The organism is Arthrobacter sp. NtRootA1 (assembly GCF_019976975.1).
GTDB classification, from domain to species: Bacteria; Actinomycetota; Actinomycetes; order Actinomycetales; family Micrococcaceae; genus Arthrobacter; species Arthrobacter aromaticivorans.
This window is the reverse complement of record NZ_AP024630.1, coordinates 3785046-3808771: the sequence shown is the minus strand read 5'-3', so window position 1 is coordinate 3808771 and position 23726 is coordinate 3785046. Positions and strand designations below refer to the sequence as shown.

Below are 23726 nucleotides of genomic sequence, written 5' to 3'. Positions count from 1 at the left end.
GCCCAAGTCCGAGCCGACTGTCTAGCCGGCGTCGAGGGCTCCCAGCAGCGCCTTGGCTGCCGCCGTCGGGTCCTCCGCTTCAGTGATGGCCCGCACGACGACGATCCGGCTCGCTCCCGCGGCAACCACCTGTTCAACGTTGCTGAGGTCGATGCCACCGATCGCGAACCAGGGAAGCAGCACGCCACCAACAGTTTCCTCGTCTGCGCGTTTTACGGCTTCCGCGGCATATGTGACCAGGTCCAGCCCAACTGCGTCACGACCAGGCTTTGTGGGCGTTGCCCACACCGGACCAACACAGAAATAATCCAGTCCACTCCTGCCAGGGGAGGCCGTTATGGCGGCGTCAACCTGCTCCGGCGTATGGGTGGAGAGGCCGATCACGGTGCGGTCGTGGAGGAGGTGACGTGCGGCGCGCAGGGGGATGTCCTTTTGCCCGATATGGAACACCGGAGCCCCGGAAATACTGGCAACATCGGCGCGGTCGTTGACGGCCCACAGCCGCCCGTGCCGTTGGGCAACTTCGTGCAGAACCTCCAGGACCTCAAGCTCTTCGGCGGCCTCGAGCGTCTTGTCGCGAAGCTGGATGATGTCTACGCCGCCCTCAAACGCGGCGTCGACGAAGTCTTCAAAATCGCCCTGCCGTTTGCGGGCATCGGTGCACAAGTAGAGACGGGCAGTGGTGTGGACATCATGCTGGGTCATGGAAACCAGAGTAGTTCCTCTAAACTGGGCACGTACTGCGGGAGCCGTGACAGCGTCATATGACCGTCCGGCTGAGAGGGCTTCAGCGCCGACCGCTTGACCTGATCCGGCTAATACCGGCGTAGGGAAGGAAACATATGGCAGAATCCCGCCAAAACCCCTTGCATGCAGATGTGGCCGTGATTGGTGGCGGCATCATTGGCCTTGGCATCGCGCACGAAGCCCGCCGCCAGGGCCGCTCCGTGGTCCTCATTGATCCCACCCCTGCATCTGGTGCGACGTTCGCTGCCGCCGGGATGCTGGCTCCGGTGAGTGAGCTCCACTACCAGGAGGAAGACCTCCTGGAACTCATGCTGGAATCCTCGCAACTGTGGCCCGCTTTCATCCGGAGCGTCCAGGGCAGCGAATCGGCCACCGGATACCGCACGACGTCGACCATTGCCGTTGGTGCCGACGCCGCCGACCGTCGCGCGCTGGCAGACCTCCGCACCGTGCAGCAGGCCGCGGGGCTGCACGTGGAGCCCTTGTCATCGCGGGAAGCGCGTGAGCGTGAGCCTCTGCTGAGCCCACAGATCTCCTGTGCCTTCGACATACCGGCCGATCACCAGGTGGATCCTCGGCGCCTTGCACGATGCCTCCTGGAAGGATTGTCAGCCCACGGACCAGGTGATGCAACGTGGGTTTCCGGAGCTGAAGACGGTTTCGCCCTGCCGTTCCAAGCATCCCGGTTGCTCTGGGATGGGGACCGGGTCTCGGGGGTCGAACTGTATCCCGGCACCAAAACGGACTCCGGCGTCGTTATTTTGGCTTCGGAGACTGTAGTGGCCTGCGGGCTGGATGCAGCAAGAATCGGCAATCTCCCCGAGGGCCTCAATCTGCCCCTGCGGCCCGTTTACGGCGACATTCTCAGGCTGCGCGTTCCCCAACACCTCCAGCCCCTGATCACATCCACCGTCCGGGGCATGGTCCGCGGGGTGCCGGTCTACATCGTGCCCCGGGATGATGGCACGGTGGTGATTGGAGCCACCCAGCGCGAGGACGGACTATCGGCATCCACCAATGCAGTGTCCGCCGGTGGCGTCTATCAACTGCTGCGGGATGCACAGGTGTTGGTGCCTGCAGTGGCGGAACTGGAACTGTTGGAAGCGACAGCCCGCGCACGGCCCGGGACTCCTGACAACGCACCATTACTGGGACGCGTTACTGGGCCCGAAGGCACTATCGACGGTCTCGTGATCGCAACCGGGTTCTTCCGCCACGGCGTCCTGTTGACGCCTGTGGCCGCCAAAATCGTAGGCGGGCTGATCAGCGGCTCAGCCGACCCCCGATGGTCCATTTTCGGGCCCGATCGATTCACGGCAACGCGGGATCACCGCCTCCAACCAGCAATCAAGGACACACCATGAACATCAAACTCAACGGCTCCGACCACGCCGTGGCGGACGACGCATCAGTCAGCACGCTGGTCAGCGCCATCACAGGCCGCGTCCTGGACCACCGGGGACTGGCAGCCGACGGCGGCAAGCTGGGTGTCGCCGTCGCACGTAATTCCGAGGTAGTGCCGCGCAGCCAATGGGCAGCGACTGCGCTCGCCGATGGAGACGAACTCGAACTCGTAACCGCAGTCCAGGGAGGCTGAAAAATGACCGCAGCAAATACTGAGATCCGCACTGATGCTTTGGTGATCGACGGCGTCGAATTCGGCTCCCGCCTGATCATGGGCACCGGTGGTGCGCCGAGTCTGGACGGGTTGGGAGCAGCCCTCCTGGCTTCAGGAACGGAACTGACCACTGTGGCAATGCGGCGATACTCACCGGCCGAGACAGGTTCACTGTTTCAACTCCTGCTGGATCACAACATCCGGGTCCTGCCCAACACCGCTGGCTGTTTTACTGCCAAGGACGCAGTGATGACGGCAGAGCTCGCCCGGGAGGCGCTGGAGACGGACTGGGTGAAGCTGGAAGTCATCGCCGATGAACATACGCTCCTTCCGGACGCGGTGGAACTCGTGGAGGCAACGGAACAGCTGGTGAACCGTGGCTTCAAGGTCTTCGCCTACACCAATGACGATCCTGTCCTTGCGTTGCGTCTGGAAAACCTGGGTGCCACAGCAGTCATGCCCCTCGGCTCGCCTATTGGGACGGGGCTGGGCATCCTGAACCCGCACAACATCGAACTGATCGTGTCCCGGGCCTCCGTGCCGGTAGTGCTTGACGCCGGCATCGGGACCGCCTCTGATGCCGCGCTTGCCATGGAGCTGGGCTGCGATGCTGTCCTGCTGGCGACAGCCGTGACCCGTGCGCAGAATCCGGTGCAGATGGGCGAAGCCTTCAAACACGCGGTGATCGCCGGTAGGCTGGCCAAGCAGGCAGGCCGTATCCCGCGCCGGGAGCACGCCCTCGCGTCATCGGCCATGGAAGGCCGGGCAGAGTTCCTCTGAATGAAGGAGCCGTTGTGGCTGACAGGAGAGAGCCATTGAGCCAGGCCGCTATGGAGGCCGCCCTCAAGGACCTTCCGGACTGGAAGCTCCAGGACGGCCTCGTGACGGTGTTCAAAACCTCGACGGCGGCGGACGCCTTGGCGCTCATTGCCGCCATTGGCCAGATCGCCGAGGAACAGAACCACCATCCGGATCTTGACTGGCGTTACAACAGGGTGTTCCTGCGTTACGTTTCCCACGACGCCGGCGGCCAGGTGACCCAACGCGACGTCGCTGCTGCGGCCGCCGTGAGCGAGACCGCAGCCGTATCCGGTGCTTTGGCGCAGCCGGATCGCTACCCAGGAGTTTGAACGGGACAGAAAGGTTAAATGGCTCTGGCCATCACCCACGGGTGATGGCCAGAGCCATTTAAGACTGAACAGCGTCGTTTGAGAGCGACCAGCGCCTAGAGCCTCAGGGCTTTGGTGAGGGCGGCGGTGTCATGCTGGGTGCGCTTGCGGCCCAGAAAGACCACAACGGCAATCGCGATGCCCGTCCCCAACACGATAGGGAGGATCCAGGGGATCCAGGTCAGCCCGGGCTGGTAACCAAAGCCGGCCATGATGAAAGCTATCCAGCTCAGCACGCCCACGGTTGCCGAAACGCCCGCCGGCAATGCAATGCCGTACTTGCCGTGTCGCTTGTCATTTGCCCACACGATGAAGCCTGTAGCGATGGTGCCAAGAACCACCACAACGAGTGAAAGCATGGAGACTCCTTAGCGGCAGCTGTAGCCGGGAACCGCTAGAGTGCGCCGAAGCCGACGCGGCGGACTTCCTCGGCACCAATTTCAACGTAGCCCAACACGCTGCCGGGAACGATGATCTGGCGGCCCTTCTCATCCGTGAGCCGCAGGTCCGAACCCTTGGAGATGGCCTCTCCGACGATCTTGGCTACAGCATCAGCATCGAGTGCGGATTCGAGCACAATTTCACGGCCAACATTCTGAATGCCGATCTTTACTTCCACAGCAAGGCCTCCAAGCCAATCAAGTTTTAAGTCAGTCCTCTATTTGTAGCCTAGGACTCTTTGGGGAATCGACTGATTCCGCGCCAAGCTAAACGATAGATCAGATCACTGGCTACATCGAGGTCCAGGTTTCCATCGGTTTCCAGCCAGTAGCGGGCGCTGACCTGCGCCATTCCTGCCAGTCCCCGGCCCAGGAGCTGTGCCTCCAGAGGAGGCAATTTGGTGTCCTCGGCGATGACGTGGGCCACGGCGTCGGCGAACGTTTTGTTGAACGTCTCCAAGCGCGAGCTGACATCGGGGTCATTAATGAGGTCAGACTCGAAAACCAGGCGGTGGGCTTGGTCGTCGTCGGCAATGAACCTGTAGTAGGCCCGCATGACTGCCTTCACGCGCTCTTTGTTATCCGTGGTGGAGTTCAGGGCGTTGAGCATCAAATCGGTCAGGGCGGCCAGGTGGCTGTCCAGCAGCGCCATGTACAACTCGCGCTTGGAAGGGAAGTGCTGATACAGGACCGGCTTGCTCACATGCGCTGTCTCGGCAATTTCGTCCATGGCGGCGCCGTGGAAGCCGTTGGAGACGAAAACTTCCAACGCGGCGTTAAGCAGTTGTGCGCGGCGCTCGTCCCGGGGCAACCTCGCTGAACGCGTCGAACCAGTCCGTTCTTGCTTCGCTGGTGCTCCATCGTTTGCCCGTGTGCCGTCAGCCACAGTCTGCCGCCTTTCCTTTGCAGTTATGACCACTGTACCGGTGGGTAATATGACCGGGCGGCATCGGCAGGCATACATTGGGGTATGGCCTCAATTCTTGCTGCCCACCCCGCGCCCGCTGTCCTGCCACCCCTCGTTGAACCGGCCGCCGCACTAACGCCGGCCGAGGTGGAACGGTACTCCCGGCATCTCATCATTCCGGAAATCGGCGCTCTGGGCCAACGCAGGCTTAAGAATGCGAAAGTTCTTGTCATCGGTGCCGGCGGGCTGGGATCTCCAGCATTGCTGTACCTGGCCGCGGCGGGCGTAGGAACCCTGGGAATCGTCGACGACGACGACGTAGACCTCAGCAACCTGCAGCGTCAGGTCATCCACGGCGTCACCGATGTGGGCACGCCCAAAATCGAATCTGCGCGGAAGGCCATTGCGGAGCTGAACCCTTTGGTGGATGTTGTCCTGCACAACGTCCGCCTTGACTCCTCGAATGCCTTGGAACTGTTCGCGGATTACGATCTGATCCTGGACGGCGCGGACAACTTTGCCACCCGCTACCTGGTCAACGACGCCGCCGCGATTTTGGGCAAGCCGTACGTCTGGGGCTCCATCTTCCGGTTCGACGGCCAAGTCAGCGTCTTCTGGGCCGAGCACGGCCCCACCTACCGTGACCTCTACCCTGAAGCCCCGCCTGCCGGCTCAGTGCCCTCATGCGGTGAGGGCGGAGTCTTCGGTATGTTGTCTGCCGCCGTTGGCTCCCTCATGGTGACTGAGGCAGTCAAGCTGATTACCGGCGTCGGCCGTTCCCTGCTTGGCCGGGTAGCGTTGTTCGACGCGCTTGGGGGCAGTTGGCGCGAAATCAAAGTCTCCAAGGATCCTGAAGCGGAGCCCATCACTGAACTCGTGGACTATGAAGCATTCTGTGGGGTGACTCCGGTTGCTGCTACTGACCAGGAGCACACCGTCACCGCGAAAGATCTCGCCCGGATGCTGGCCGAGCGGGAAGCTGGTGAACGCGACTTTGAATTGGTGGACGTCCGCGAGTCCGGCGAGCACAGCATCGTGAACATCGACGGCTCCGTCCTTATCCCGCAGGGCAGGATTCTTTCTGGCGAGGCTTGGGTCGACTTGCCGCAGGACAAGGACATCGTGTTCCACTGCAAGGCCGGGACGCGTTCTGCTGCCGTCCTGGAGGCCGCACAGAAGGCCGGCTACACGCGCGTCAGCCATCTCGACGGCGGTATCCTCGCCTGGGTCCGCGACGTCGAGCCCGAAAAGCCTGTTTACTAGTCGTTCCCCACCCGCGCCTGATCTGTGCGAAGCTCAAGCATGAGCGGAGAATTTACAGAAACGCCCCAACACCCCATCGGCTCAGGTTTTGGGCATGGCTCAACTGCCATGGAAGTAGTCGAAGGCCTTGACTTGACGGGTAAGACGGCAATTGTCACTGGCGGTTATTCCGGGCTTGGACTGGAGACTGTGAGGGCTTTGGCCTCCGCCGGGGCGACCGTTACCGTTCCGGCGCGCAGGCTCGAACACGCACAGAAGGTACTGGCAGAGGCAGGTTTGGCGGACGCCGTGGAAGCGGACGCCCTGGACCTCGCCGACCAAGCTAGCGTCAGGGCCTTCGCAGCGCGCTACCTTGACCGGCACGACACCTTGGACATCCTGATAAACAACGCAGCGATCATGGCAAGCCCAGAGCATCGCGTTGGGCCTGGCTGGGAGGCACAGTTCGCCACGAACCACTTGGGGCATTACACGCTGGTCAACCTTTTGTGGCCTGCACTGCTCGCCTCCGGGAACGCGAGGGTAGTGTCCCTTTCGTCCACCGGCCACAAGCTCTCACCCCTCCGCTTTGACGACATCAATTTCACCTCAGGCTATGACAAGTGGCGCGCCTACGGGCAGGCCAAAACCGCGAATTCGCTCTTCGCCGTGGAGCTGGACCGCCTGGGCCGGGACTCAGGGGTCCGTGCTTTCGCAGTCCACCCCGGAGGGATCATGACCGAACTCCAACGCCACCTGCCTAAAGAAGAAATGGTGACTGCGGGGTGGATGGACGCGGAAGGAAACCTCCGGGAAGGTTTCAAGACGCCGGAGCAAGGGGCTGCGACGTCTGTCTGGGCTGCGACGTCCCCGGCTTTGGCTGGCATGGGCGGTGTCTACTGCGAGGACTGTGACATTGCTGAACCAACGAACAAGGAATCGCCCCTGGCAAGGTACAGGGGAGTCGACGCACACGCGATTGACAGGGCGGATGCCCGGAAGTTGTGGGAACTATCCGCTGAGCTGACAGGCGTGAACGCCTTCGGCTGAAAGCATCGCTGGAGCCCCGAGCGCATTCCGATGCAGACGGGTCTTCAGGCGCTTTCGGAGCGGAGTTGCTCGTGGTCTACGGGGCATTCTGCAGCAGCAGGAGCCTGGGGCTGCTCCACTTGGATGCCGTACAAGGCTTCCAAGGCGGCCACGTAGTCATCTTGTTGTCCGTTGGCTGCAAGTTCGCGGGCGCGCACCGTTGGAATGTGCAGGAGCTGCTTGACCATTCGGCGCAGCGCAAACTCCACCTCTTCGGCAGCGGCGGTGCAACCGTGGCGGGCGCGGACTTTTTCCATCTCAGCGTCCAGCACATTCATGGTGTGGCGCCGCAGGGCAACGATCGCGGAGTCCACGGAGCGGGATTCGCGTTCGGCTTCAAATGCAGATGCAGCGCCATTGACGATCTCGCTGGCATGGGACAGGGATTCCGCCTGTTCCTGGGGTGCAGCCAGACGTACGGACTCAAGCGTGAGGAGTTCGACGCCGTCGAGCTCGCCTACTGCGGGGTCGAAGTCATGGGTGAGCGCGAGATCGATCGCGATGAGTGTCTTACCGGAATTTGCCCTGACCCGGGCAAGATCCTCGGCTTCAACGCGCGTGTCCGAACCGCTGCATCCGATCATGACGTCGGCTGCGGCAACTGCCGCCGGAAGGCTGTCGGCGTCGAGCGCTGTGCCCCCGCGGGTAGCGACGAAGCCCTCGGCGCGGCCTGAGGAAGAGTAGACGGAAACATCGGTGCACCCGCGTTCGCGGAGCAAGGACATGGTGGCGCCGGCGTAGGCGCCCGTTCCGAAAACGACTACCTTCTTGGCAGACCAATCGTCACTGTCAGAGAGGTCCGTTGCCAGATCCAAGGCTACAGAGACGATGGAAAGGCCGCGCGAGCCGAGGGCCGTTTGGGCGCCAACGTCTTTTGCGGTCTTGGATGCAGCCTGGAAGAGGCGGACGAGTCCAGAACTCGCAGTGCCTTCCTGCTGAGCGGTGATCAGGGCCCGGCGGACCTGGCCGGCTATTTCGCGTTCGCCCACCACCGCAGAGTCCAAGCCGGCGCTTACAGCGAAGAGGTGCCGCGTGACGTCAGGTCCCGTGTGCGTGCTGAAGGAGCGGGACACGAGTTGTTCGTTGAGGCCGCTCAATTCGCTGATCTGGGAAACCAAGGCCGACCGGGCGGCTTCGAGGCCTGCTCCGTTGGCTGTTTCGCCGTAGATCTCATAGCGGTTGCAGGTTGCCAGGACTACCGCGCCGGAGACCATCGGGGATCCGGAGAGGGCCGAAGAGGCAAGCTCAGAGGAACCGTTGCTCAGCTGAGCAACGGTTTCGAGGTCGATGTCGGCGTGTGTAGCCACCAATGAGAAAAGAACCACAGCAACCCAATCATAGCTTTTTCGCAGGCCGGTAGAACAATGCGGCGCAGTGGGAATTCACACGCGGTTCTGTGATCCCCGCCACTCCACCGGTTGGAGGGGTGGGACGTGACAGCCTGTCGTTATCTTTTGGCCGGGATTTTCGGCACAATCAAAGGCATGACTTCTAGCGCGGCAGCATCCAATAGTACGGCCACCAACGCCCCTGCAGGCGAACCTGCCGGCAAACTTGGCGCGGATCACCCGTTGATGGACGGCCGTACGTCGGACTCCCCGCTCATCACCGCCTACCGGGGCGGCAAGCCGTCACGCAGGCCGGTATGGTTCATGCGCCAGGCTGGCAGGTCCCTGCCGGAATACCTGAAGGTCCGCGAGGGCGTTGCCATGCTGGACTCGTGCCTGCGTCCCGAACTGGCCGCTGAGATCACCCTGCAGCCGGTTCGCCGACACGACGTGGATGCCGCCATCTTCTTCTCCGACATCGTTATCCCGCTGAAGCTCGCAGGCGTTGGCGTGGACATCGTTCCGGGCGTGGGTCCGGTCCTGGACAAGCCCGTACGGACAGCCGCCGATGTAGCTGCCCTTCCCAAGCTGACCTGGGAAGCACTTGAGCCCATCCGCGAAGCCGTTCGCCTGACGGTGGCGGAACTGGGCAAGACTCCACTCATCGGGTTCGCCGGCGCGCCGTTCACGCTCGCCGCCTACATGGTCGAAGGGAAACCTTCGCGGGACCACCTCGGCCCCCGGACCATGATGCACGCGGACCCCGAAACCTGGACAGCCCTCGCCAACTGGGCAGCGGATGCTTCCGGAATGTTCCTTCAGGCACAGCTTGAGGCCGGGGCGTCAGCCGGACAGCTCTTTGACTCCTGGGCTGGGTCCTTGGGCCTGGCTGATTACGCCAAGTACGTCGCTCCTGCATCAGCGCGGGCGCTGGAGCACGTGCGCGGGCTGGGTGCCCCGCTGGTGCACTTCGGTACCGGCACGTCCGAGCTCCTTGTCGCCATGCGCGACGTCGGTGTGGACGTTGTGGGAGTGGACTACAGGCTGCCGCTGGATGAGGCCAACCGCCGTTTGGGTGGCACGGTGCCGCTCCAGGGCAACATTGACCCCGCCCTTCTCCCGGCCCCGTGGGAGGTCCTGGAAGCGCATGTCCGCGAAGTCATAGCCGCGGGCTCTCACGCTCCAGGCCACGTGGTGAACCTGGGCCACGGCGTGCCCCCGGAGACGGACCCGGCTGTCCTGACGCGGGTCGTGGAGCTCATCCACTCGATCCCGGCAGAGTAGGACGCATGCGCGGGGGACACGTCCACGGCAAGACGAAGGAAGCAGCCACAACGCAACCATCGCCTGGGCCTACCGCTGTCGTGATCGGTGGCGGCGTTTCCGGCCTTCTGGCTGCGCGGGAACTGGCAATGGCGGGAACCTCCGTGACGATCCTCGAGGCGAGCGAGGCCTGGGGTGGTTGCGTCGGAAGACACACGGTAGCCGGCTTGTCATTGGACAGCGGGGCCGAGTCCTTTGCTACGCGGTCCACGGCAGTCGCCGATCTGGCGCGCGAACTCGGGCTGGAGGGCCAGATCGTTTCCCCGCACCCGGGCGGCGCCTGGGTGCAGTTACCGGATGGGCCGCAAGAGCTGCCCAAGACTGGAATTCTTGGTATCCCGGCCAATCCTTGGGACCCCGAGGTGAGGCGTTCGCTTGGCCTCTCCGGAGCCCTGCGTGCATCCCTGGACCGCTGGCTGCCCGCTTCGCTTGGCACAACATCTGAGGTCACCAGCGTGTCCTCCCTCGTCCGCGCCCGCATGGGCAAAAAGGTCCTGGAGCGGCTGGTTGCTCCGGTGGTGGGTGGCGTTCACTCCGCCGATCCCGGCCTCTTGGACGTCGACATGGTGGCCCCGGGCCTCCGCGCAGGCCTGAAGAAGCACGGGTCCTTGGCTGCTGCTGTTGCTGCCCAGCGCAAGGCAGCCCCCGGCCCTGGTGCCGGGCCCGCGAAAGCGGGTTCCGCCGTCGGCGGCTTGAAGGGTGGCATGAACACCTTGATTTCCGCGCTGGTTAAGGACCTCCGGGACCGCGGCGTGGACATGCTGAGTGGAAAGGGCGCTGACAGCGTATCGAAAACGAGCAACGGCTGGCGGGTCACCGCCGGTGACGCCACGTACGACGTCGGTCGGCTGGTAGTAGCGCTCGATGGCCCCGCTGCCGTGGGGCTCCTGGAAACGGCGGTACCGGAACTGTCCGGCCTGCGGCCTGCTCCAGGACCCTTGGTGAGCTTGGTGACGATGGTTGTCGACCTTCCCGAACTGGATGGACGGCCCCGCGGCACCGGAATCCTCGTGGCCCCCCAGACCCCGGGTATCCGGGCTAAGGCCTTGACGCATGCCACTGCCAAATGGGATTGGCTGGCAGAGGAGGCCGGGCCGGGCACGCACGTCCTGCGCCTTTCCTATGGCCGCCGTGAGGATGCCGATGGGGGAGCGCCGGATGTTGTCATGGACGATGAAGAGTTGCTGGCCGCAGCGCTCGATGATGCTTCCGCGTTGTTGACGGTGCCCGTTACGCGCGCGGACATTGTTGATTGGGATGTGGTTCGCTGGGCAGGCGCCTTGCCGTTTGCCGCCGTCGGTCATAAACAGCGCGTAGAGCAGGTCCGGAAGGTGTGCGCCGCAGCCGATGGCCTAGCGGTAGTTGGTGGTTGGTTGGCAGGTAATGGCCTTGCCGCAGTGGTGGCGGATACCCGTGCACAGCTCGCCCACGGCAGCAGAGATATTCGCTCAATTTCGTGATTTGTGTCACTTCTACGTCTTGTAGAAGTGATCCGTTTCGACTTAGTGGCTAGCACGGGGCAAACTTGAACCATGAGCCACACTTCTGCCGAATCTGTCACTAAAACTGCTGGAACCGAAGAGCAGTTCTTTACGCTCTGGACCGTCTTCAAGCGCTCAGCCGACGTCCTGCGCAGCGGCGATGCTGCCCAGGAATTTGAAGCACTTGAAGGGAAGCTCGCCGAAGAAGGCGTGACCCTGCGAGGCAGCTACGACGTTTCCGCCATGCGCTCGGATGCCGACATCATGGTGTGGCTCCACGGATCCAAGCCGGAAGACCTTCAGTCAGCCGTGCGTTCCATTCGCCGCAGCAAGCTCTTTGCCGGCACCGAGATCGTCTGGTCCGCGATGGGCGTCCACAGGGAAGCCGAGTTTGCCAAGAGCCACGTCCCGGCCTACGCGAGGGGCGTTGAGCCCAGCACCTGGCTGTGCGTTTATCCGTTCGTCCGCTCCTACGAGTGGTACCTGCTTCCCGCGGAAGAACGCGGAAAGATGCTGCGCGACCACGGAATGCTGGGTCGGGAGTTCCCGCAGGTCATATCCAACACTGTTTCCTCGTTCGCGCTGGGTGACTGGGAGTGGATCCTGGGCCTGGAGGCACCTGAACTCGTCGACCTCGTTGACCTCATGCGTCACCTTCGCGCAACCGACGCCCGCAACCATGTCCGCGAAGAAATTCCGTTCTACACAGGCCGCCGCGTGACTGCTGCCGAGATCGCAGAGGTCCTCGCATGAGTGGCCTTGGTGTCTCCAGCACCCCCAACGAAGTCACCGAGCGTGGCCGCCAGGAAGCAAAGCAGTACGACGCCGTGCTGCTCGCATCCTTTGGTGGTCCTGAAGGCCAGGAAGATGTCATTCCCTTCCTCCGCAACGTCACCCGTGGCCGTGGCATCCCGGATGAACGCCTTGAAGAGGTCTCCCACCACTACCGCGCGTTTGGGGGTATCAGCCCCATCAACCAGCAGAACCGTGAACTGAAGGCCGCGATCGAGGCCGAGCTGGCTAAACGCGGCATTGAGCTTCCGGTCTTGTGGGGTAACCGGAACTGGGACCCGTACATCGCTCCGGTCCTGCAGGACGCCTACGACGCCGGCCACCGCCGGATCCTGATGCTCACCACCAGCATCTACTCCTGCTACTCCAGCTGCCGCCAATACCGCGAAGACATTGGCATCGCCCTTACCGAAACGGGTCTGGACGGCAAGCTCGAAGTGGACAAGATCCGCCAGTACTTCGACCACCCCGGCGTTGTGCAACCTTTCCTTGAAGGCACCGCAGCCGGCCTCGAAGAAATCCGCGGCAAGCTGACCGCTGCCGGCGAATCCGATCCCGATTCAAAAATCAGGGTCTTGTTTGCCACCCATTCCATTCCCACGCGCGACGCCGAAGCAGCCGGAAGGTCCGAGGACGAGCCGCGCGAATTCGCAGAAGGATCTGCCTACGCGGCGCAGCACCTGGCAAACGCCCAGGCCATCATGGATGCCGTTGCCCCGAACGTGGCTTGGGACCTCGTGTACCAATCCCGCTCCGGCGCGCCGCACATTCCTTGGCTGGAACCGGACATCAACGATCACCTCGAAGAAATCGCCCCCGAAGGCGTACGCGGCGTGGTGATCGTTCCCCTCGGCTTCGTCAGTGACCATATGGAAGTTGCCTGGGACCTGGACACCGAAGCCCTGGAGACCTGCAGGAACCTGGAGATGGAAGCCACCCGCGTCCCCACCCCGGGAACGCACGCGGCCTTTGTTTCCGGTCTGGTTGACCTGATCTGTGAACGCACAGTGGATAACAACATCGCCGATCGTCCCCACGTTACGGACCTTGGTCCTTGGTACGATGTCTGCCGCCCCAATTGTTGCGAAAACTTCCGGGGAGCAAAGCCGGTTATTGCAGAGGTCGGTTCCACTATCGGCGTTGGGCACGACGCTTACACCTCCTCGGAGGTCGGCAAGTGACCATCCGCATTGGCACCCGGGCCAGCAAGCTTGCGCTGACCCAGACCCAGCAGACGGCCGATCGGCTGGCAGCTGTTGGTGGATTCCCGGTGGAATTGGTGCATATCAAGACCGAGGGCGACGTCAAGACCGGCTCGCTGTCACAGATGGGCGGCACGGGTGTCTTCGTGGCAGCCCTGCGCGATGCCTTGCTTGCTGAAACCTGCGATGTCGCTGTTCATTCTTTGAAGGACCTGCCCACGGGGGCTGCAGTTGGACTGAGCATCGCCGCTACTCCCAAGCGCGTGGATGTCAGGGATGTGTTGTGTGCCCGGGATGGCCTCACCCTTGCCGAATTGCCCGGTGGCGCCAAGGTAGGTACGGGTTCACCCCGGCGTGCTGCGCAGCTAAGGGCTGCCCGGCCTGACATTGAGGTGCTGGATATCCGTGGCAACGTGGACACGCGCCTGGGACGCGTCCCCGGGCTTCCCGGCAACGTCACCGACGAAGTTGTTCCCGGCAAGTCCTGCGACTTGGACGCCGTTGTGGTCGCAGCGGCTGGGCTGGAACGGATGGACCGGCTGGAGACCGTGAGTGAGTTCTTCGAGACCGATGTCATGTTGCCTGCCCCGGGCCAAGGCGCACTGGCCATCGAATGCCGTACGGAGGATGCCCCGCACGTGGAAGGCCCCAATGGTGTTCTCGCCCAGGCTCTAGCTGCATTGAACGACGACGACACCCGGCTTGCCGTGACAGCTGAACGTGCCGTCCTGGCCCGGCTGGAAGCGGGTTGTGCCGCGCCGGTGGGCGCTTATGCCTTTAGGAAGGGCAGCATGCTGCATCTTGAAGCTGTTGTCTGCGCCGTTGACGGCACCAAGACAGTTCGCGAGAAGAAAGCCACCGATGGCCTGACCGAAGTAGGGGCGACGTTGCTCGGCATCGAAGTTGCGGAGCTCCTGCTCGCTGCTGGTGCCGCGGAGATCGCGGATCTTGCAGCGTCCTGATGTGACTCAAGCATCGGCTTTGGCAGGTCGGCGGGTCCTGATTACCAGGAGCGCCGACCGTGCCCGGCCACTTGCTTCGCTCCTGCACACGCTCGGAGCGGAGCCGTTGGTGCTTCCCCTCATCGATTTCGAGCGGGCTGAGGACCAGGCTTCCCTCGACGCCGCCCTGGACCAGCTGTCCGCTGGATATTTTGACTGGATGGTGATCAGCAGCATCACCACCGTGCGCGTCCTGCTCGAAAAGGCTGCGGAGCGTGGCACGCTTCCGGTAGATCTCGTGCCATCCCGGACCCGCGTGGCCACGATCGGGCCATCATCACGGCGGATCCTGGAGGCTATCGGCCTGACCGTCTCGCTGGCGCCCACTGACATGCAATCCGCCGAAGGCCTTCTAGCCTTATGGGAACCGGCACCTGCGCGTGTTCTTCTCCCGCAAGCAGATATCGCAGGCCCCGGTCTGCGTGACGGATTGGCCGCCAAGGGCGCAGCCGTAGCGTCCGTGACCGCCTATCACACGGTGGACTATCCGGCCCGGACGGGACTGCGCCTCGAAGCCGAACTGCCCGCCGTCGTCGTGCATTCCGGCAATTCTGCGTTCGCCAGTTCTGCCTCCGGCACTGTTGGTTCCCGTAGCGGACAGCCGCAGGAAATGACTCCCTCGGAAGCCCGCGCGGCCATTGACGCCGGGATGCTCGACGCCGTCGTGGCCGCTTCCCCCAGTGCCGCCCGGCGGATTGCGCAGACCCTTCTGCCCTTGGGCAGGTGCCGATTCATAGCCATTGGCCGTCCGACGGCGGAAGAGGCCACTCATCTCGGAATCACCGTCGGAGCCACCGCCAAAGAACCTACCCCGGACGGCATCGCGGCCGCCTTGGAAACAGTATTCGCCAATGAAGGGAACCCCAGATGAGCTTTCCAAACCACCGTCCCCGCCGCTTGCGCACAACCCCGGCGATGCGCAGGCTTACGGCAGAAACACGTCTGGCCCCGGCAGACCTCATACTTCCGGCCTTCATCCGTGAGGGCCTCAGCGAGCCCAGCCCGATTAGTTCAATGCCCGGCGTCGTCCAGCACACCACTGACACTCTCAAGCGCGCAGCTGCGGAAGCCGTGGAACTTGGCGTGGGCGGCATCATGCTGTTCGGCGTACCAGAGGTTCGGGACGCTCGGGGCACGGCATCCTTGGACCCGGAAGGTGTCCTGAACAAGGCCATCCGGGACGTTAAGGCCGAAGTAGGCGATGACCTCGTGATCATGGGCGATGTCTGCCTGGACGAATTCACCGACCACGGACACTGCGGCGTCCTGGATGCCGAAGGATACGTGGACAACGATGCCACCCTGGAGATCTACGGTCAGATGGCCGTTGCCCAGGCGGAGGCGGGCGCCCATGTGTTGGGACCTTCGGGCATGATGGACGGACAAATCGCCGTCATCCGCCAGGCTTTGGAGGATTCGGGCCACAAGAACACCGTTGTCCTGGCCTATGCGGCCAAGTACGCCTCAGCTTTCTACGGCCCGTTCCGTGAAGCGGTGGACTCCCAGCTGAAGGGCGATCGCCGAACCTACCAAATGGACGCGGCCAACCGTCGCGAAGCCATTCTCGAAGTGGAATTGGACCTTGAAGAAGGCGCTGACATGGTCATGGTCAAGCCAGCCATGAGCTACCTCGACATCCTCGCGGATATTGCGGCAATGAGCCCCGTACCCGTCTCGGCCTACCAAATCTCGGGGGAGTACGCCATGATCGAAGCGGCAGCTGCCAACGGCTGGATCGATCGGCGCGGCGCCATCATGGAGTCCGTGCTGGGCATCAAGAGGGCCGGAGCCGATACCGTCCTGACCTACTGGGCCTCCGAACTGGCAGGCTGGCTGAAGGAGTCCTGATGACCGCAGTGCCTTCCGAATCGGAATTTCCATCTGCATCCAGGGCTGACTCCGACCCCACCGCACCCGTGGGCGATGCCGAAATCCTGCTCGGCCTGAACACCTTCGGGGACGCAGGCCTCGATGCCGACGGTAACCCGAAGGAGCACGCCCAGGTTCTGCGGGAGTTGCTTGAGGAAGCAAAGCTGGCTGATGCCCTGGGCATTCATGCTTTTGGCGTGGGAGAGCATCACCGCCGCGATTTTGCCGTATCTGCTCCCGAGGTCTTCCTCGCGGCAGCTGCCGCAGTGACATCCCGCATTCGGCTCGGATCGGCCGTGACAGTACTTAGTTCGGATGATCCGATCCGGGTCTTCCAACGTTTCGCCACCGTTGACGCAATCTCCAACGGCCGGGCGGAGGTCATGCTGGGCAGGGGCTCATTTATTGAGTCCTTCCCATTGTTCGGGCTGGACCTTGCGGACTACGACGTCCTTTTCGAAGAAAAGCTTGAGCTCTTTGACAAAGTAAGGGCCCAGAAGCCGGTTCATTGGGAAGGGCGGACCCGCCCCAACGTGAACGGACTCCAGGTTTACCCGCGTTTGCAGCACCATTTGCTGCCGGCATGGATAGGTGTGGGTGGGACACCCGAATCTGTGTTGCGGTGCGCGGAATATGGCTATCCGATTATCTTCGCGATCATCGGGGGAGAGCCCCGCCGGTTCGCTCCCCTTGTCAATCTTTATCGCGACGCAATGGCCAAATACGGTCACTCGATGCGACAGATCGCAACACACTCACCCGGCTTCATTGCGGACACTGACCAGAATGCCCGGGAAGAACTCTTTCCGCATTGGCTCGAGCAGCGCAACAGAATCGGGGCCGAGCGCGGCTGGGGTCCGGGAAACCGGGGGGAATTCGACGCAATGTGCGGCCCGGAGGGCGCTCTCTATGTGGGTTCTCCCGAGACTGTGGCCCGGAAAATCGCCCTGCTTAAGCGCAACCTCGGCGCGGACCGCTTCGATCTCAAATACAGCAACGGCACCCTGCCGCACGGATCCATGATGCGCTGCATCGAGTTGTACGGCACTGAAGTGGCCCCACGGGTCGCTGAGCTGCTGGCGGACGCCTCATAACTGCGCTTCTGAATCACCGAAAGACGCTTCTGAATGACTGAAAGAATAGGAACCATGACTTCAAACACCCCTGTGTCCGACCAGCTTTTTGATCGTGCCCAGTCCTTGATGCCCGGCGGAGTGAATTCGCCCGTGCGTGCTTTCGGATCCGTTGGCGGCACTCCGAAATTCATGGTATCGGCCAAGGGCGCGTACCTCACTGACGCTGATGGCAAGGAATACGTGGATCTTGTCTGCTCGTGGGGCCCGGCCCTGCTTGGCCATGCCCACCCCGCCGTGCTCGACGCCGTACACGCTGCTGTGGACCGCGGCCTGTCCTTCGGAGCATCCACCCCGGATGAGGCCAACCTCGCCGAGATCGTGAAAGAGCGCGTGTCCGCCGTCGAACGCCTGCGCATGGTGTCCACGGGCACTGAGGCCACGATGACGGCGGTTCGCCTCGCCCGTGGCTTTACCGGCCGCAACCTGATCATCAAGTTTGCAGGGTGCTACCACGGCCACCTGGACGGCCTGCTGGCAGCCGCAGGTTCCGGCCTCGCGACGTTGGCCCTCCCGGGTTCGGCCGGCGTCACGGCAGCCACCGCCGCTGAGACACTTGTTTTGCCTTACAACGACCTCACAGCTGTCGAAGCTGCCTTCGCCAAGCACGGCAACAACATCGCGGCCGTGATTACCGAAGCTGCCCCGGCAAACATGGGTGTTGTGACCCCGGGCGAGGGCTTCAACGCTGGGCTGTCCCGCATCACCGCGGAACACGGGGCGCTCCTCATCCTCGACGAAGTCCTCACCGGTTTCCGGACTGGTTACGCCGGCTACTGGGGACTCACGGGCCGTCAGGAAGGATGGGCGCCGGACCTGCTGACCTTCGGCAAGGTTATTGGAGGCGGAATGCCGACGGCGGCCCTCGGCGGACGTGCCGACGTCATGGATTACCTTGCACCCGTGGGTCCGGTGTACCAGGCAGGCACGCTGTCAGGAAACCCTGTGGCCATGGCTGCCGGTGTCGCAACGCTTACCCATGCCACGCCTGACGTTTACGCCTATGTGGACGCCCGCTCGCTGGAGCTGTCCGCCGCTCTTTCGTCCGCCCTTGATGCAGAAGGCGTGGACCACTCCATCCAGCGTGCAGGCAACCTGTTCTCGGTTGCGTTCGGTACCTCCACCCACGGCGTGCACAACTACGACGACGCCCAAGGCCAGCAAGCTTACCGCTACGCACCGTTCTTCCACTCGATGCTGGACTCCGGCGTCTACTTGCCGCCGTCAGTCTTCGAGGCCTGGTTCCTGTCCGCGGCTCATGACGACGCTGCCATGAACAGGATCGTTGACGCACTCCCGGCTGCTGTGAAGGCTGCAGCCGCCGCGATCGCCTAAGTCAAGGACAACGCGGCGCCCCGGCCGGCTGGTCGAAGCAGGCTGGGGCACTGCGACTTCCCGGGGTAGGCTCGTAAGGGAAACCCAACCCCAACGAATTCACGGTTTACCATGCGCAGAATCCAGTCAATTGCATCCCTTGGTGTAAGGGCCGCGGCGGCCGGAATCCTGGTCACTATGGTGCCTGGTTGCTCAAGCGGAAATGAAACCGCGAGCGCCACAACTGCACCGGTTTCGCCGTCTGCAATTACCCCCTCGCCGACGAATACCCCTGTTCCGGGCAAGGCCACGTCCGGGGCGTCGAGCCAGCCCAAGGACTCCCCGGCACCTTCGGCAGCACCTACCCCCGAAGCACTGTCCACGGCGCAACAACAGCTGGCCAGGCTAAGCCTCGAGCAACGTGTTGGGCAGCTCTTCATGGTTGCCGCGAAGGCGACGGGTGCGGAGCCGGGCACCATGGAAGCACTCACCAAATACCACGCAGGGAACGTCTACTTGAGTGGTCGCAGCAAGGCCGGGACTGCTGCCACAGCTGCCGTCGTGGCGTCCCTCACCGGGACGGTTTCCGCTGAAACTACCGGTGGGCTGCCTCTTTTCGTGGCCACTGACCAGGAAGGTGGATACGTCCAGGTCCTGGCTGGTCCGGGTTTCTCCGCCATCCCTGCCGCGTTGGCGCAGGCCGGGGCTGGTCCCGCGAAGCTGCGGGCAGACGCCACTGTTTGGGGGAAGGAACTCCGTAGCGCTGGCGTCAACGTCAATCTGGCTCCGGTCCTTGATACTGTGACGAGCCCTGGGTTCGCGCCATCCAATGCGCCCATCGGACAATTCCAACGCGAGTATGGATATGTACCGGGGCAAGTGTCCAACCTCGGAAACGCTTTTGCCCAAGGCATGAAGGATGCCGGGGTTGCACCGGTCGTGAAGCACTTCCCAGGTCTCGGCCGGGTAGTTCCCAACACCGATGTCAGCCAGAACGTCAGGGACACTGAAACTACGCGGAATGACCCTGCCCTGGAGCCATTTCGGACAGCCATTACGAACGGCGTGCAATGGGTCATGGTGTCCAATGCCTACTACGACCAAATCGACCCCGCCAACATCGCGCCGTTCTCACCCGTGGTCATGGGGCAGATGCTTCGCGGCGACGCTGGCTTCAAAGGCATTATCCTCTCGGATGACGTCTGTAGTGCAGCACAGTTGAAGCCGTGGACCACCGCGGACCGCGCTATCAACTTCTTCGCAGCGGGCGGCACGATGCTGGTATGCGCGGACCCGGGAAGCATCCCCGCGATGTATGGCGCCGTCCTCCAGAAAGCGCAGTCCGAGCCGGATTTCCGCAATAAGGTGGACGCTGCGGCCCTGACGGTGTTGTCTGTGAAACTCGGGAAGTAATGCTGGAAATAAGATAAGGGGGCGGAGACTGGCTGGTGCCCCGCCGCCATTGCGCTTAATGCAGGAAACCCCGCATCCCTGACTTTCACCACTAGGGCGAAGGTCTGGAGGCGGGGTCTGCTGTTTGGCTGCCTTGCGGGGACTAGAGGACGTCCGAGAGGAAGCCTTGGAGCCGCTCTGTCCGGGGGTCGTTGAACAGCTGCTCCGGCGGACCGGATTCCACAACTACGCCAGCGTCCATGAACGTCACCACGTCTGAGACATTGCGGGAGAAGCCCATCTCATGGGTAACCACCACCATGGTCATGCCTCCCTGCGCGAGATCGGTCATCAGGGCAAGTACGCCCTTGACGAGTTCCGGGTCCAGCGCGGAAGTGGCCTCATCGAAGAACATGACCTCGGGCTTCATGGCAAGCGCACGGGCAATGGCTACGCGCTGTTGCTGTCCACCCGAAAGATTGGCAGGGCGGGCATCGGCCCTGTGCTTGAGGCCCACCAGGTCCAGTTGGGCCAAGGCTTCCTCACGCGCCTGTTCCTTGGACATTCCGCGAATCTTGCGCAGCGCCAGGGAGATGTTCTCGGCCACCGTCTTGTGGGGGAAGAGATTGAACTGCTGGAACACCATGCCGATACGACGCCGGAGCTCGTCGGGATTGTCCTTGAGGACGGATCGGCCATCCAACAGGATGTCGCCCTGGTCCGGTTCGATGAGCCGGTTCATCACACGGAGCAGCGTTGACTTGCCTGAACCCGAGGGACCTATGACCGAAGCCGTGGTGCCCTTCTCAACGTGCAGGTCAATGCCCCGCAGGACATGGTTGGTGCCGAACGACAAATGGATGTTCTTTGCCGTCAACGTTCCGGATGTAAATTCGCTCATGCGTGGGCTCCCTTCCCGACGACCGCCGCGGCATCGTCCGGTTCTTTCTTTTCAGGCCTGCCTGAACGGAAGCGGGCATCAATCCAGTTCACGAAGTGCGTGAGCGGAATAGTGAGTACCAGGTAGAAGATGGCGGCAGCCACATAGGGCGAGAGGTTGCCGCTGGTCGCAGCCGCGTCCTTGCCGATCTGGAAGATCTCGCGCTCCGTAGCCAGCAGGCCCAGGAGGAAGACGAGGGAGGATTCCTTGATCAGGGCAATGAATTGGTTAACCAACGCAGGAAGCACCCGGCGGATGCCTTGGGGAACCACTACCAAGCGCATAGAAGCGCCGTAGCCGAACCCCAAGGCGCGGGACGCTTCGAGCTGTCCCTTGTCCACGCTCTGGATACCGGATCGGAAGATCTCGCCGATGTAGGCCCCCGACATCAAAGACAGTGCTGCGATGGCCATCGGGTAGGGGCTCGTGGAACCGGTCAGTTCACGGATGATGGGGCCAAAGCCGAATCCGATGACCAGAATGGTCAACACGGGCGGAAGTCCGCGGAGGACGTCCGTATAGATGCGTGCAATCCACCGGGCCGCGGCGTTCCGGGAAATCCCCATCAGGGCCAGGGCCATGCCCAGCAGGGTCCCGATAATGCCCGAAATGACAGCGAGCACCAGGGTGTTCGGCAGGCCGACGGCGAACATCTTGGGTACGACTTCGCCCATCGCCTCCCAGTCAAGGAAGGTGTCAGAGAGTTGCTTGAGGATATCCATGGAACGCCCGGGTTACTTGGCCGGAATCTGGACGGTCTTGCTGCCCGGCTTCCAGCCCTGCGGAGTCTGCTCGGCCGCGGTGGGACGGTCGGTGTACCACTGGGAGGTGAGTTTGGTCCACGTACCGTCAGCAATAACGGCGTCCAGGCCGGCGTTCAGCGCATCGAGGAGCGGCTGGTTGTCCTTGTTCACGGCGTAGGCCGTGAAGTTCTGCGTGTTGACAACCTTTTCGGCGATCTTGGTACCGTCGCCGTCCTTGACCTGGCCGGAAGCCTGCTGGGAGGGAGCCACCCAAGCGTCGATCTGACCGTTCTTCACGTTGCCATAAACGGTGTTGTAGTCAGGGAAACGCACGGGCTCGAGCTTGAGAGTGTTCGTGACATAGTCATCCTGAACGGTGCCTTGGACGACGCCGATCCGGACGCCTTCCTTGAGGTCGGCGAAGCCGGTGACCTTGGCGTCGCTCTTGGTCACGACGGCCATGTAGCCAAAGTCGTAGCCGTTGGTGAAGCCGACGGTCTTTCGACGGGCATCCGTGGTGGAGATCGAGGAAGATCCGACGTCGAACTGCTTGTTTGCTACCTGCGAGAGCAGGGCGGAGAAGTCAGTCGACGCAAACTCCACCTTCAGGCCAAGCTTGTCGCCGATGGCGCGAAGGAGTTCGTTGTCATAACCCGTGAACTTGCCCGAAGGATCGATGAAGATGTTCGGCGGCGCATCGGACAGGGTGCCGACGCGCAGCGTGCCATCGGTGACGAGGCCCAACTTGGACTTGTCGATCTTGTCCAGCGGCGTGACGTCCGCGGTGGTGTACTTGTCCAGGGTCTGCTGGTCGCTGCCGGCGAGGGCATCGGTGGGCGAGCCGCTGGGCTGGGAGGATCCTCCGCCGCATGCTGCCAAGGAGATCACCAGGGCCGCGGCTACGGGAGCAGCAGACAGCCACTTGAGGGCTTTGAATTTCATGAAGAAATCACTTTCGTCGGGTCACAGAGACGTTCGCGGTGGGCGGGGAACGTGGCAACAAGTATGGGGATGGCTGCCCTAGCAGACTTCAACCCGCCAAACTTAATTATGTCACCAGCCCACGAACGGGAGGTGAATCGAACAAGTGATTGCTCTGGCTCGTTTTTTCCGAAGAAAGTTCCTACAGAGGACCCTGAGCTCCCCGATCTATTCCGGCGATGGGCGCAGTGATGGAATCCCTGCGCACAGCGCTCGTGCTTGAGGAGCTTCGGAATTCTTGTGACTTGCGTCCCAACTGCGGGTCGCCCGTGCCGGAGCCTGTCTCAGAAGCCGCCTCGGCTGGCGTCCTCGGGTGGCAGTACGGGCCACTCGCCTTCGATCACAGCGGTGGGCTTGCTTCGCCGCAGATACTGCTGGAAGTCAGCAGCTTGGGATGCAGCCCAGTCCACCTGCAAATGGTGCAGCTTGGAGGCAGGCATTTGCAACTTGGGGAATTTGCCAGCCATGGCATCCAAAACGCGCAGCGTCGCCAACGCATCCGCAGCTGAGGTGTGGGCGTTGTCCAGGATCACGCCATATTCCTCACACAAAGCTGTCAAGGTGCGCTTGCCCTTGCGGTACCGGTCCACCTGCTTGTTCATCACATATGGATCCAGTACCGGGAAACGGGTCAATTGGGGGACACCATGCCGCGCTGACTCGGCAGCGAGCACCGTGAAGTCGTAGCTGGCGTTGAATGCAATGACGGGGGTGTCGTCGTCGAACAATTGCTGAAGAACCGCTGCCACCTCGCGGGTGACTTCGGCCGCTGGTCGGCCTTCCGCGCGGGCTTTCTCCGTAGTCACTCCGTGGACCTCGCTGGCCTCCAGGGGAATCTCCACCCCGGGGTCCGCCAGCCATTCATGCTCTCTGATGAGTTCTCCGTGTGCATCCACCACAGTGATTGAAGCGGTGACGATGCGGGCGGAACGGGAATTCTTCCCAGTGGTTTCGAGGTCGAAGGCAGCGCGGGGGAGGGTGTTCCAGGAGCTCATGTTTTCACGCTACCGGCTGG

25 protein-coding genes and 1 riboswitch are annotated in these 23726 nt (G+C 62.6%); of the genes, 16 read left to right on the top strand and 9 right to left on the bottom strand.

Features of this window, described 5'->3' with window-relative positions:
* Positions 1-21: 21 nt before the first annotated feature.
* Positions 22-705: a thiamine phosphate synthase gene (thiE, locus tag LDN90_RS17260; protein WP_223946463.1), complete on the bottom strand. Its 684-nt coding sequence runs from the start codon at positions 703-705 to the stop codon at positions 22-24.
* 27 nt (positions 706-732) lie between these two features.
* A riboswitch (TPP riboswitch) is annotated at positions 733-850 on the top strand.
* Here thiE and LDN90_RS17255 point away from each other — a divergent pair.
* The 4 genes from LDN90_RS17255 to LDN90_RS17240 all read left to right on the top strand — a co-directional run bounded on the left by LDN90_RS17255 (position 843) and on the right by LDN90_RS17240 (position 3495).
* The gene (locus tag LDN90_RS17255; protein ID WP_223946462.1) at positions 843-2111 is read left to right on the top strand and encodes an FAD-dependent oxidoreductase; all 1269 of its coding nucleotides are present in this window, start codon (positions 843-845) and stop codon (positions 2109-2111) included. (Overlaps the previous riboswitch by 8 nt.)
* Positions 2108-2344 (top strand): sulfur carrier protein ThiS, encoded by a 237-nt coding sequence (thiS, locus tag LDN90_RS17250; RefSeq protein WP_223946461.1) that lies wholly within the window; start codon positions 2108-2110, stop codon positions 2342-2344. The genes LDN90_RS17255 and thiS overlap by 4 nt, the downstream gene beginning before the upstream one ends.
* Positions 2345-2347: 3 nt before the next feature.
* Positions 2348-3145 carry a thiazole synthase gene (locus tag LDN90_RS17245; protein WP_216924099.1) on the top strand — a complete coding sequence of 266 codons (798 nt, stop codon included), beginning with the start codon at positions 2348-2350 and terminating at the stop codon, positions 3143-3145.
* A gap of 14 nt (positions 3146-3159) precedes the next feature.
* The gene (locus LDN90_RS17240) at positions 3160-3495 is read left to right on the top strand and encodes a 4a-hydroxytetrahydrobiopterin dehydratase (protein WP_223946460.1); all 336 of its coding nucleotides are present in this window, start codon (positions 3160-3162) and stop codon (positions 3493-3495) included.
* A gap of 95 nt (positions 3496-3590) precedes the next feature.
* Here LDN90_RS17240 and LDN90_RS17235 read toward each other — a convergent pair whose 3' ends face one another.
* The 3 genes from LDN90_RS17235 to LDN90_RS17225 are packed head-to-tail and all read right to left on the bottom strand — an operon-like array spanning position 3591 to position 4938.
* A complete protein-coding gene (locus LDN90_RS17235; RefSeq protein WP_223946459.1) occupies positions 3591-3893 on the bottom strand; it encodes a cytochrome c-type biogenesis protein CcmH in 303 nt (100 codons plus the stop codon).
* 35 nt (positions 3894-3928) lie between these two features.
* Positions 3929-4153 carry a DUF3107 domain-containing protein gene (locus tag LDN90_RS17230; protein ID WP_216924096.1) on the bottom strand — a complete coding sequence of 75 codons (225 nt, stop codon included), beginning with the start codon at positions 4151-4153 and terminating at the stop codon, positions 3929-3931.
* Between the two features lie 50 nt (positions 4154-4203).
* Positions 4204-4938: a TetR/AcrR family transcriptional regulator gene (locus LDN90_RS17225; RefSeq protein WP_223946458.1), complete on the bottom strand. Its 735-nt coding sequence runs from the start codon at positions 4936-4938 to the stop codon at positions 4204-4206.
* A gap of 6 nt (positions 4939-4944) precedes the next feature.
* Between LDN90_RS17225 and moeB the strand changes: the two genes are divergently transcribed.
* Positions 4945-6144, top strand: a complete 1200-nt coding sequence (gene moeB, locus LDN90_RS17220) for a molybdopterin-synthase adenylyltransferase MoeB (RefSeq protein ID WP_223946457.1) — start codon at positions 4945-4947, stop codon at positions 6142-6144.
* Positions 6145-6183: 39 nt separating this feature from the next.
* Complete coding sequence (locus LDN90_RS17215; RefSeq protein ID WP_223946456.1) at positions 6184-7173, top strand: SDR family NAD(P)-dependent oxidoreductase; 990 nt, start codon at positions 6184-6186, stop codon at positions 7171-7173.
* Positions 7174-7217: 44 nt separating this feature from the next.
* Here the strand turns inward: LDN90_RS17215 and LDN90_RS17210 are convergent, their stop codons facing one another.
* Positions 7218-8537 (bottom strand): glutamyl-tRNA reductase, encoded by a 1320-nt coding sequence (locus tag LDN90_RS17210; protein ID WP_216924092.1) that lies wholly within the window; start codon positions 8535-8537, stop codon positions 7218-7220.
* 159 nt (positions 8538-8696) lie between these two features.
* Between LDN90_RS17210 and hemE the strand changes: the two genes are divergently transcribed.
* The 10 genes from hemE (at position 8697) to LDN90_RS17160 (ending at position 20068) form a co-directional block, all read left to right on the top strand.
* Entirely contained in the window at positions 8697-9824 is a 1128-nt protein-coding gene (gene hemE / locus LDN90_RS17205) for a uroporphyrinogen decarboxylase (protein ID WP_216924091.1), read from the top strand.
* A 5-nt stretch (positions 9825-9829) separates the two neighbouring features.
* Positions 9830-11323 (top strand): protoporphyrinogen oxidase, encoded by a 1494-nt coding sequence (gene hemG, locus LDN90_RS17200; RefSeq protein ID WP_223946455.1) that lies wholly within the window; start codon positions 9830-9832, stop codon positions 11321-11323.
* Between the two features lie 72 nt (positions 11324-11395).
* Positions 11396-12097: a hydrogen peroxide-dependent heme synthase gene (hemQ, locus tag LDN90_RS17195; RefSeq protein WP_216924089.1), complete on the top strand. Its 702-nt coding sequence runs from the start codon at positions 11396-11398 to the stop codon at positions 12095-12097.
* Positions 12094-13317, top strand: coding sequence for a ferrochelatase (locus LDN90_RS17190; RefSeq protein WP_223946454.1), 1224 nt, complete (start codon positions 12094-12096; stop codon positions 13315-13317). Before hemQ ends, LDN90_RS17190 begins: the two co-directional genes overlap by 4 nt.
* On the top strand, positions 13314-14300 hold the full coding sequence (gene hemC, locus LDN90_RS17185) for a hydroxymethylbilane synthase (RefSeq protein ID WP_223946453.1): 987 nt from the start codon (positions 13314-13316) through the stop codon (positions 14298-14300). Before LDN90_RS17190 ends, hemC begins: the two co-directional genes overlap by 4 nt.
* A gap of 1 nt (position 14301) precedes the next feature.
* Positions 14302-15210: a uroporphyrinogen-III synthase gene (locus LDN90_RS17180; protein WP_223946452.1), complete on the top strand. Its 909-nt coding sequence runs from the start codon at positions 14302-14304 to the stop codon at positions 15208-15210.
* Positions 15207-16187 carry a porphobilinogen synthase gene (gene hemB / locus LDN90_RS17175; RefSeq protein WP_223946451.1) on the top strand — a complete coding sequence of 327 codons (981 nt, stop codon included), beginning with the start codon at positions 15207-15209 and terminating at the stop codon, positions 16185-16187. Before LDN90_RS17180 ends, hemB begins: the two co-directional genes overlap by 4 nt.
* Positions 16187-17302, top strand: a complete 1116-nt coding sequence (locus LDN90_RS17170) for an LLM class flavin-dependent oxidoreductase (protein ID WP_223946450.1) — start codon at positions 16187-16189, stop codon at positions 17300-17302. Before hemB ends, LDN90_RS17170 begins: the two co-directional genes overlap by 1 nt.
* 54 nt (positions 17303-17356) lie before the next feature.
* Positions 17357-18676: a glutamate-1-semialdehyde 2,1-aminomutase gene (hemL, locus tag LDN90_RS17165; protein WP_223946449.1), complete on the top strand. Its 1320-nt coding sequence runs from the start codon at positions 17357-17359 to the stop codon at positions 18674-18676.
* Positions 18677-18787: 111 nt separating this feature from the next.
* Positions 18788-20068, top strand: a complete 1281-nt coding sequence (locus tag LDN90_RS17160; protein ID WP_223946448.1) for a glycoside hydrolase family 3 N-terminal domain-containing protein — start codon at positions 18788-18790, stop codon at positions 20066-20068.
* A 142-nt stretch (positions 20069-20210) separates the two neighbouring features.
* On the opposite strand, the gene LDN90_RS17155 is transcribed toward LDN90_RS17160, so the two are convergent.
* From LDN90_RS17155 to LDN90_RS17140, 4 genes are all read right to left on the bottom strand, one after another.
* Positions 20211-20948 (bottom strand): amino acid ABC transporter ATP-binding protein, encoded by a 738-nt coding sequence (locus LDN90_RS17155; protein ID WP_223946447.1) that lies wholly within the window; start codon positions 20946-20948, stop codon positions 20211-20213.
* Positions 20945-21709 carry an amino acid ABC transporter permease gene (locus LDN90_RS17150; protein WP_216924080.1) on the bottom strand — a complete coding sequence of 255 codons (765 nt, stop codon included), beginning with the start codon at positions 21707-21709 and terminating at the stop codon, positions 20945-20947. Before LDN90_RS17150 ends, LDN90_RS17155 begins: the two co-directional genes overlap by 4 nt.
* 12 nt (positions 21710-21721) lie before the next feature.
* Positions 21722-22672: an ABC transporter substrate-binding protein gene (locus LDN90_RS17145; RefSeq protein WP_223946446.1), complete on the bottom strand. Its 951-nt coding sequence runs from the start codon at positions 22670-22672 to the stop codon at positions 21722-21724.
* A 323-nt stretch (positions 22673-22995) separates the two neighbouring features.
* Positions 22996-23706: a 3'-5' exonuclease gene (locus tag LDN90_RS17140; protein WP_216924078.1), complete on the bottom strand. Its 711-nt coding sequence runs from the start codon at positions 23704-23706 to the stop codon at positions 22996-22998.
* Between the last annotated feature and the right edge of the window lie 20 nt (positions 23707-23726).

What these genes read in the sequence shown, in the direction of transcription:
- LDN90_RS17190 (WP_223946454.1), top strand. Translation starts at nt 12,094, where the DNA reads ATGAGTGGCCTTGGTGTCTCCAGCACCCCCAACGAAGTCACCGAGCGT.
- LDN90_RS17155 (WP_223946447.1), bottom strand. Translation starts at nt 20,948, where the DNA reads ATGAGCGAATTTACATCCGGAACGTTGACGGCAAAGAACATCCATTTG.
- LDN90_RS17170 (WP_223946450.1), top strand. Translation starts at nt 16,187, where the DNA reads ATGACCGCAGTGCCTTCCGAATCGGAATTTCCATCTGCATCCAGGGCT.
- LDN90_RS17145 (WP_223946446.1), bottom strand. Translation starts at nt 22,672, where the DNA reads ATGAAATTCAAAGCCCTCAAGTGGCTGTCTGCTGCTCCCGTAGCCGCG.
- thiS (WP_223946461.1), top strand. Translation starts at nt 2,108, where the DNA reads ATGAACATCAAACTCAACGGCTCCGACCACGCCGTGGCGGACGACGCA.
- LDN90_RS17150 (WP_216924080.1), bottom strand. Translation starts at nt 21,709, where the DNA reads ATGGATATCCTCAAGCAACTCTCTGACACCTTCCTTGACTGGGAGGCG.
- LDN90_RS17215 (WP_223946456.1), top strand. Translation starts at nt 6,184, where the DNA reads ATGAGCGGAGAATTTACAGAAACGCCCCAACACCCCATCGGCTCAGGT.
- LDN90_RS17225 (WP_223946458.1), bottom strand. Translation starts at nt 4,938, where the DNA reads ATGTATGCCTGCCGATGCCGCCCGGTCATATTACCCACCGGTACAGTG.
- hemG (WP_223946455.1), top strand. Translation starts at nt 9,830, where the DNA reads ATGCGCGGGGGACACGTCCACGGCAAGACGAAGGAAGCAGCCACAACG.
- LDN90_RS17235 (WP_223946459.1), bottom strand. Translation starts at nt 3,893, where the DNA reads ATGCTTTCACTCGTTGTGGTGGTTCTTGGCACCATCGCTACAGGCTTC.
- hemL (WP_223946449.1), top strand. Translation starts at nt 17,357, where the DNA reads ATGACTTCAAACACCCCTGTGTCCGACCAGCTTTTTGATCGTGCCCAG.
- LDN90_RS17160 (WP_223946448.1), top strand. Translation starts at nt 18,788, where the DNA reads ATGCGCAGAATCCAGTCAATTGCATCCCTTGGTGTAAGGGCCGCGGCG.
- hemE (WP_216924091.1), top strand. Translation starts at nt 8,697, where the DNA reads ATGACTTCTAGCGCGGCAGCATCCAATAGTACGGCCACCAACGCCCCT.
- moeB (WP_223946457.1), top strand. Translation starts at nt 4,945, where the DNA reads ATGGCCTCAATTCTTGCTGCCCACCCCGCGCCCGCTGTCCTGCCACCC.
- thiE (WP_223946463.1), bottom strand. Translation starts at nt 705, where the DNA reads ATGACCCAGCATGATGTCCACACCACTGCCCGTCTCTACTTGTGCACC.
- LDN90_RS17245 (WP_216924099.1), top strand. Translation starts at nt 2,348, where the DNA reads ATGACCGCAGCAAATACTGAGATCCGCACTGATGCTTTGGTGATCGAC.
- LDN90_RS17255 (WP_223946462.1), top strand. Translation starts at nt 843, where the DNA reads ATGGCAGAATCCCGCCAAAACCCCTTGCATGCAGATGTGGCCGTGATT.
- hemB (WP_223946451.1), top strand. Translation starts at nt 15,207, where the DNA reads ATGAGCTTTCCAAACCACCGTCCCCGCCGCTTGCGCACAACCCCGGCG.
- LDN90_RS17140 (WP_216924078.1), bottom strand. Translation starts at nt 23,706, where the DNA reads ATGAGCTCCTGGAACACCCTCCCCCGCGCTGCCTTCGACCTCGAAACC.
- hemQ (WP_216924089.1), top strand. Translation starts at nt 11,396, where the DNA reads ATGAGCCACACTTCTGCCGAATCTGTCACTAAAACTGCTGGAACCGAA.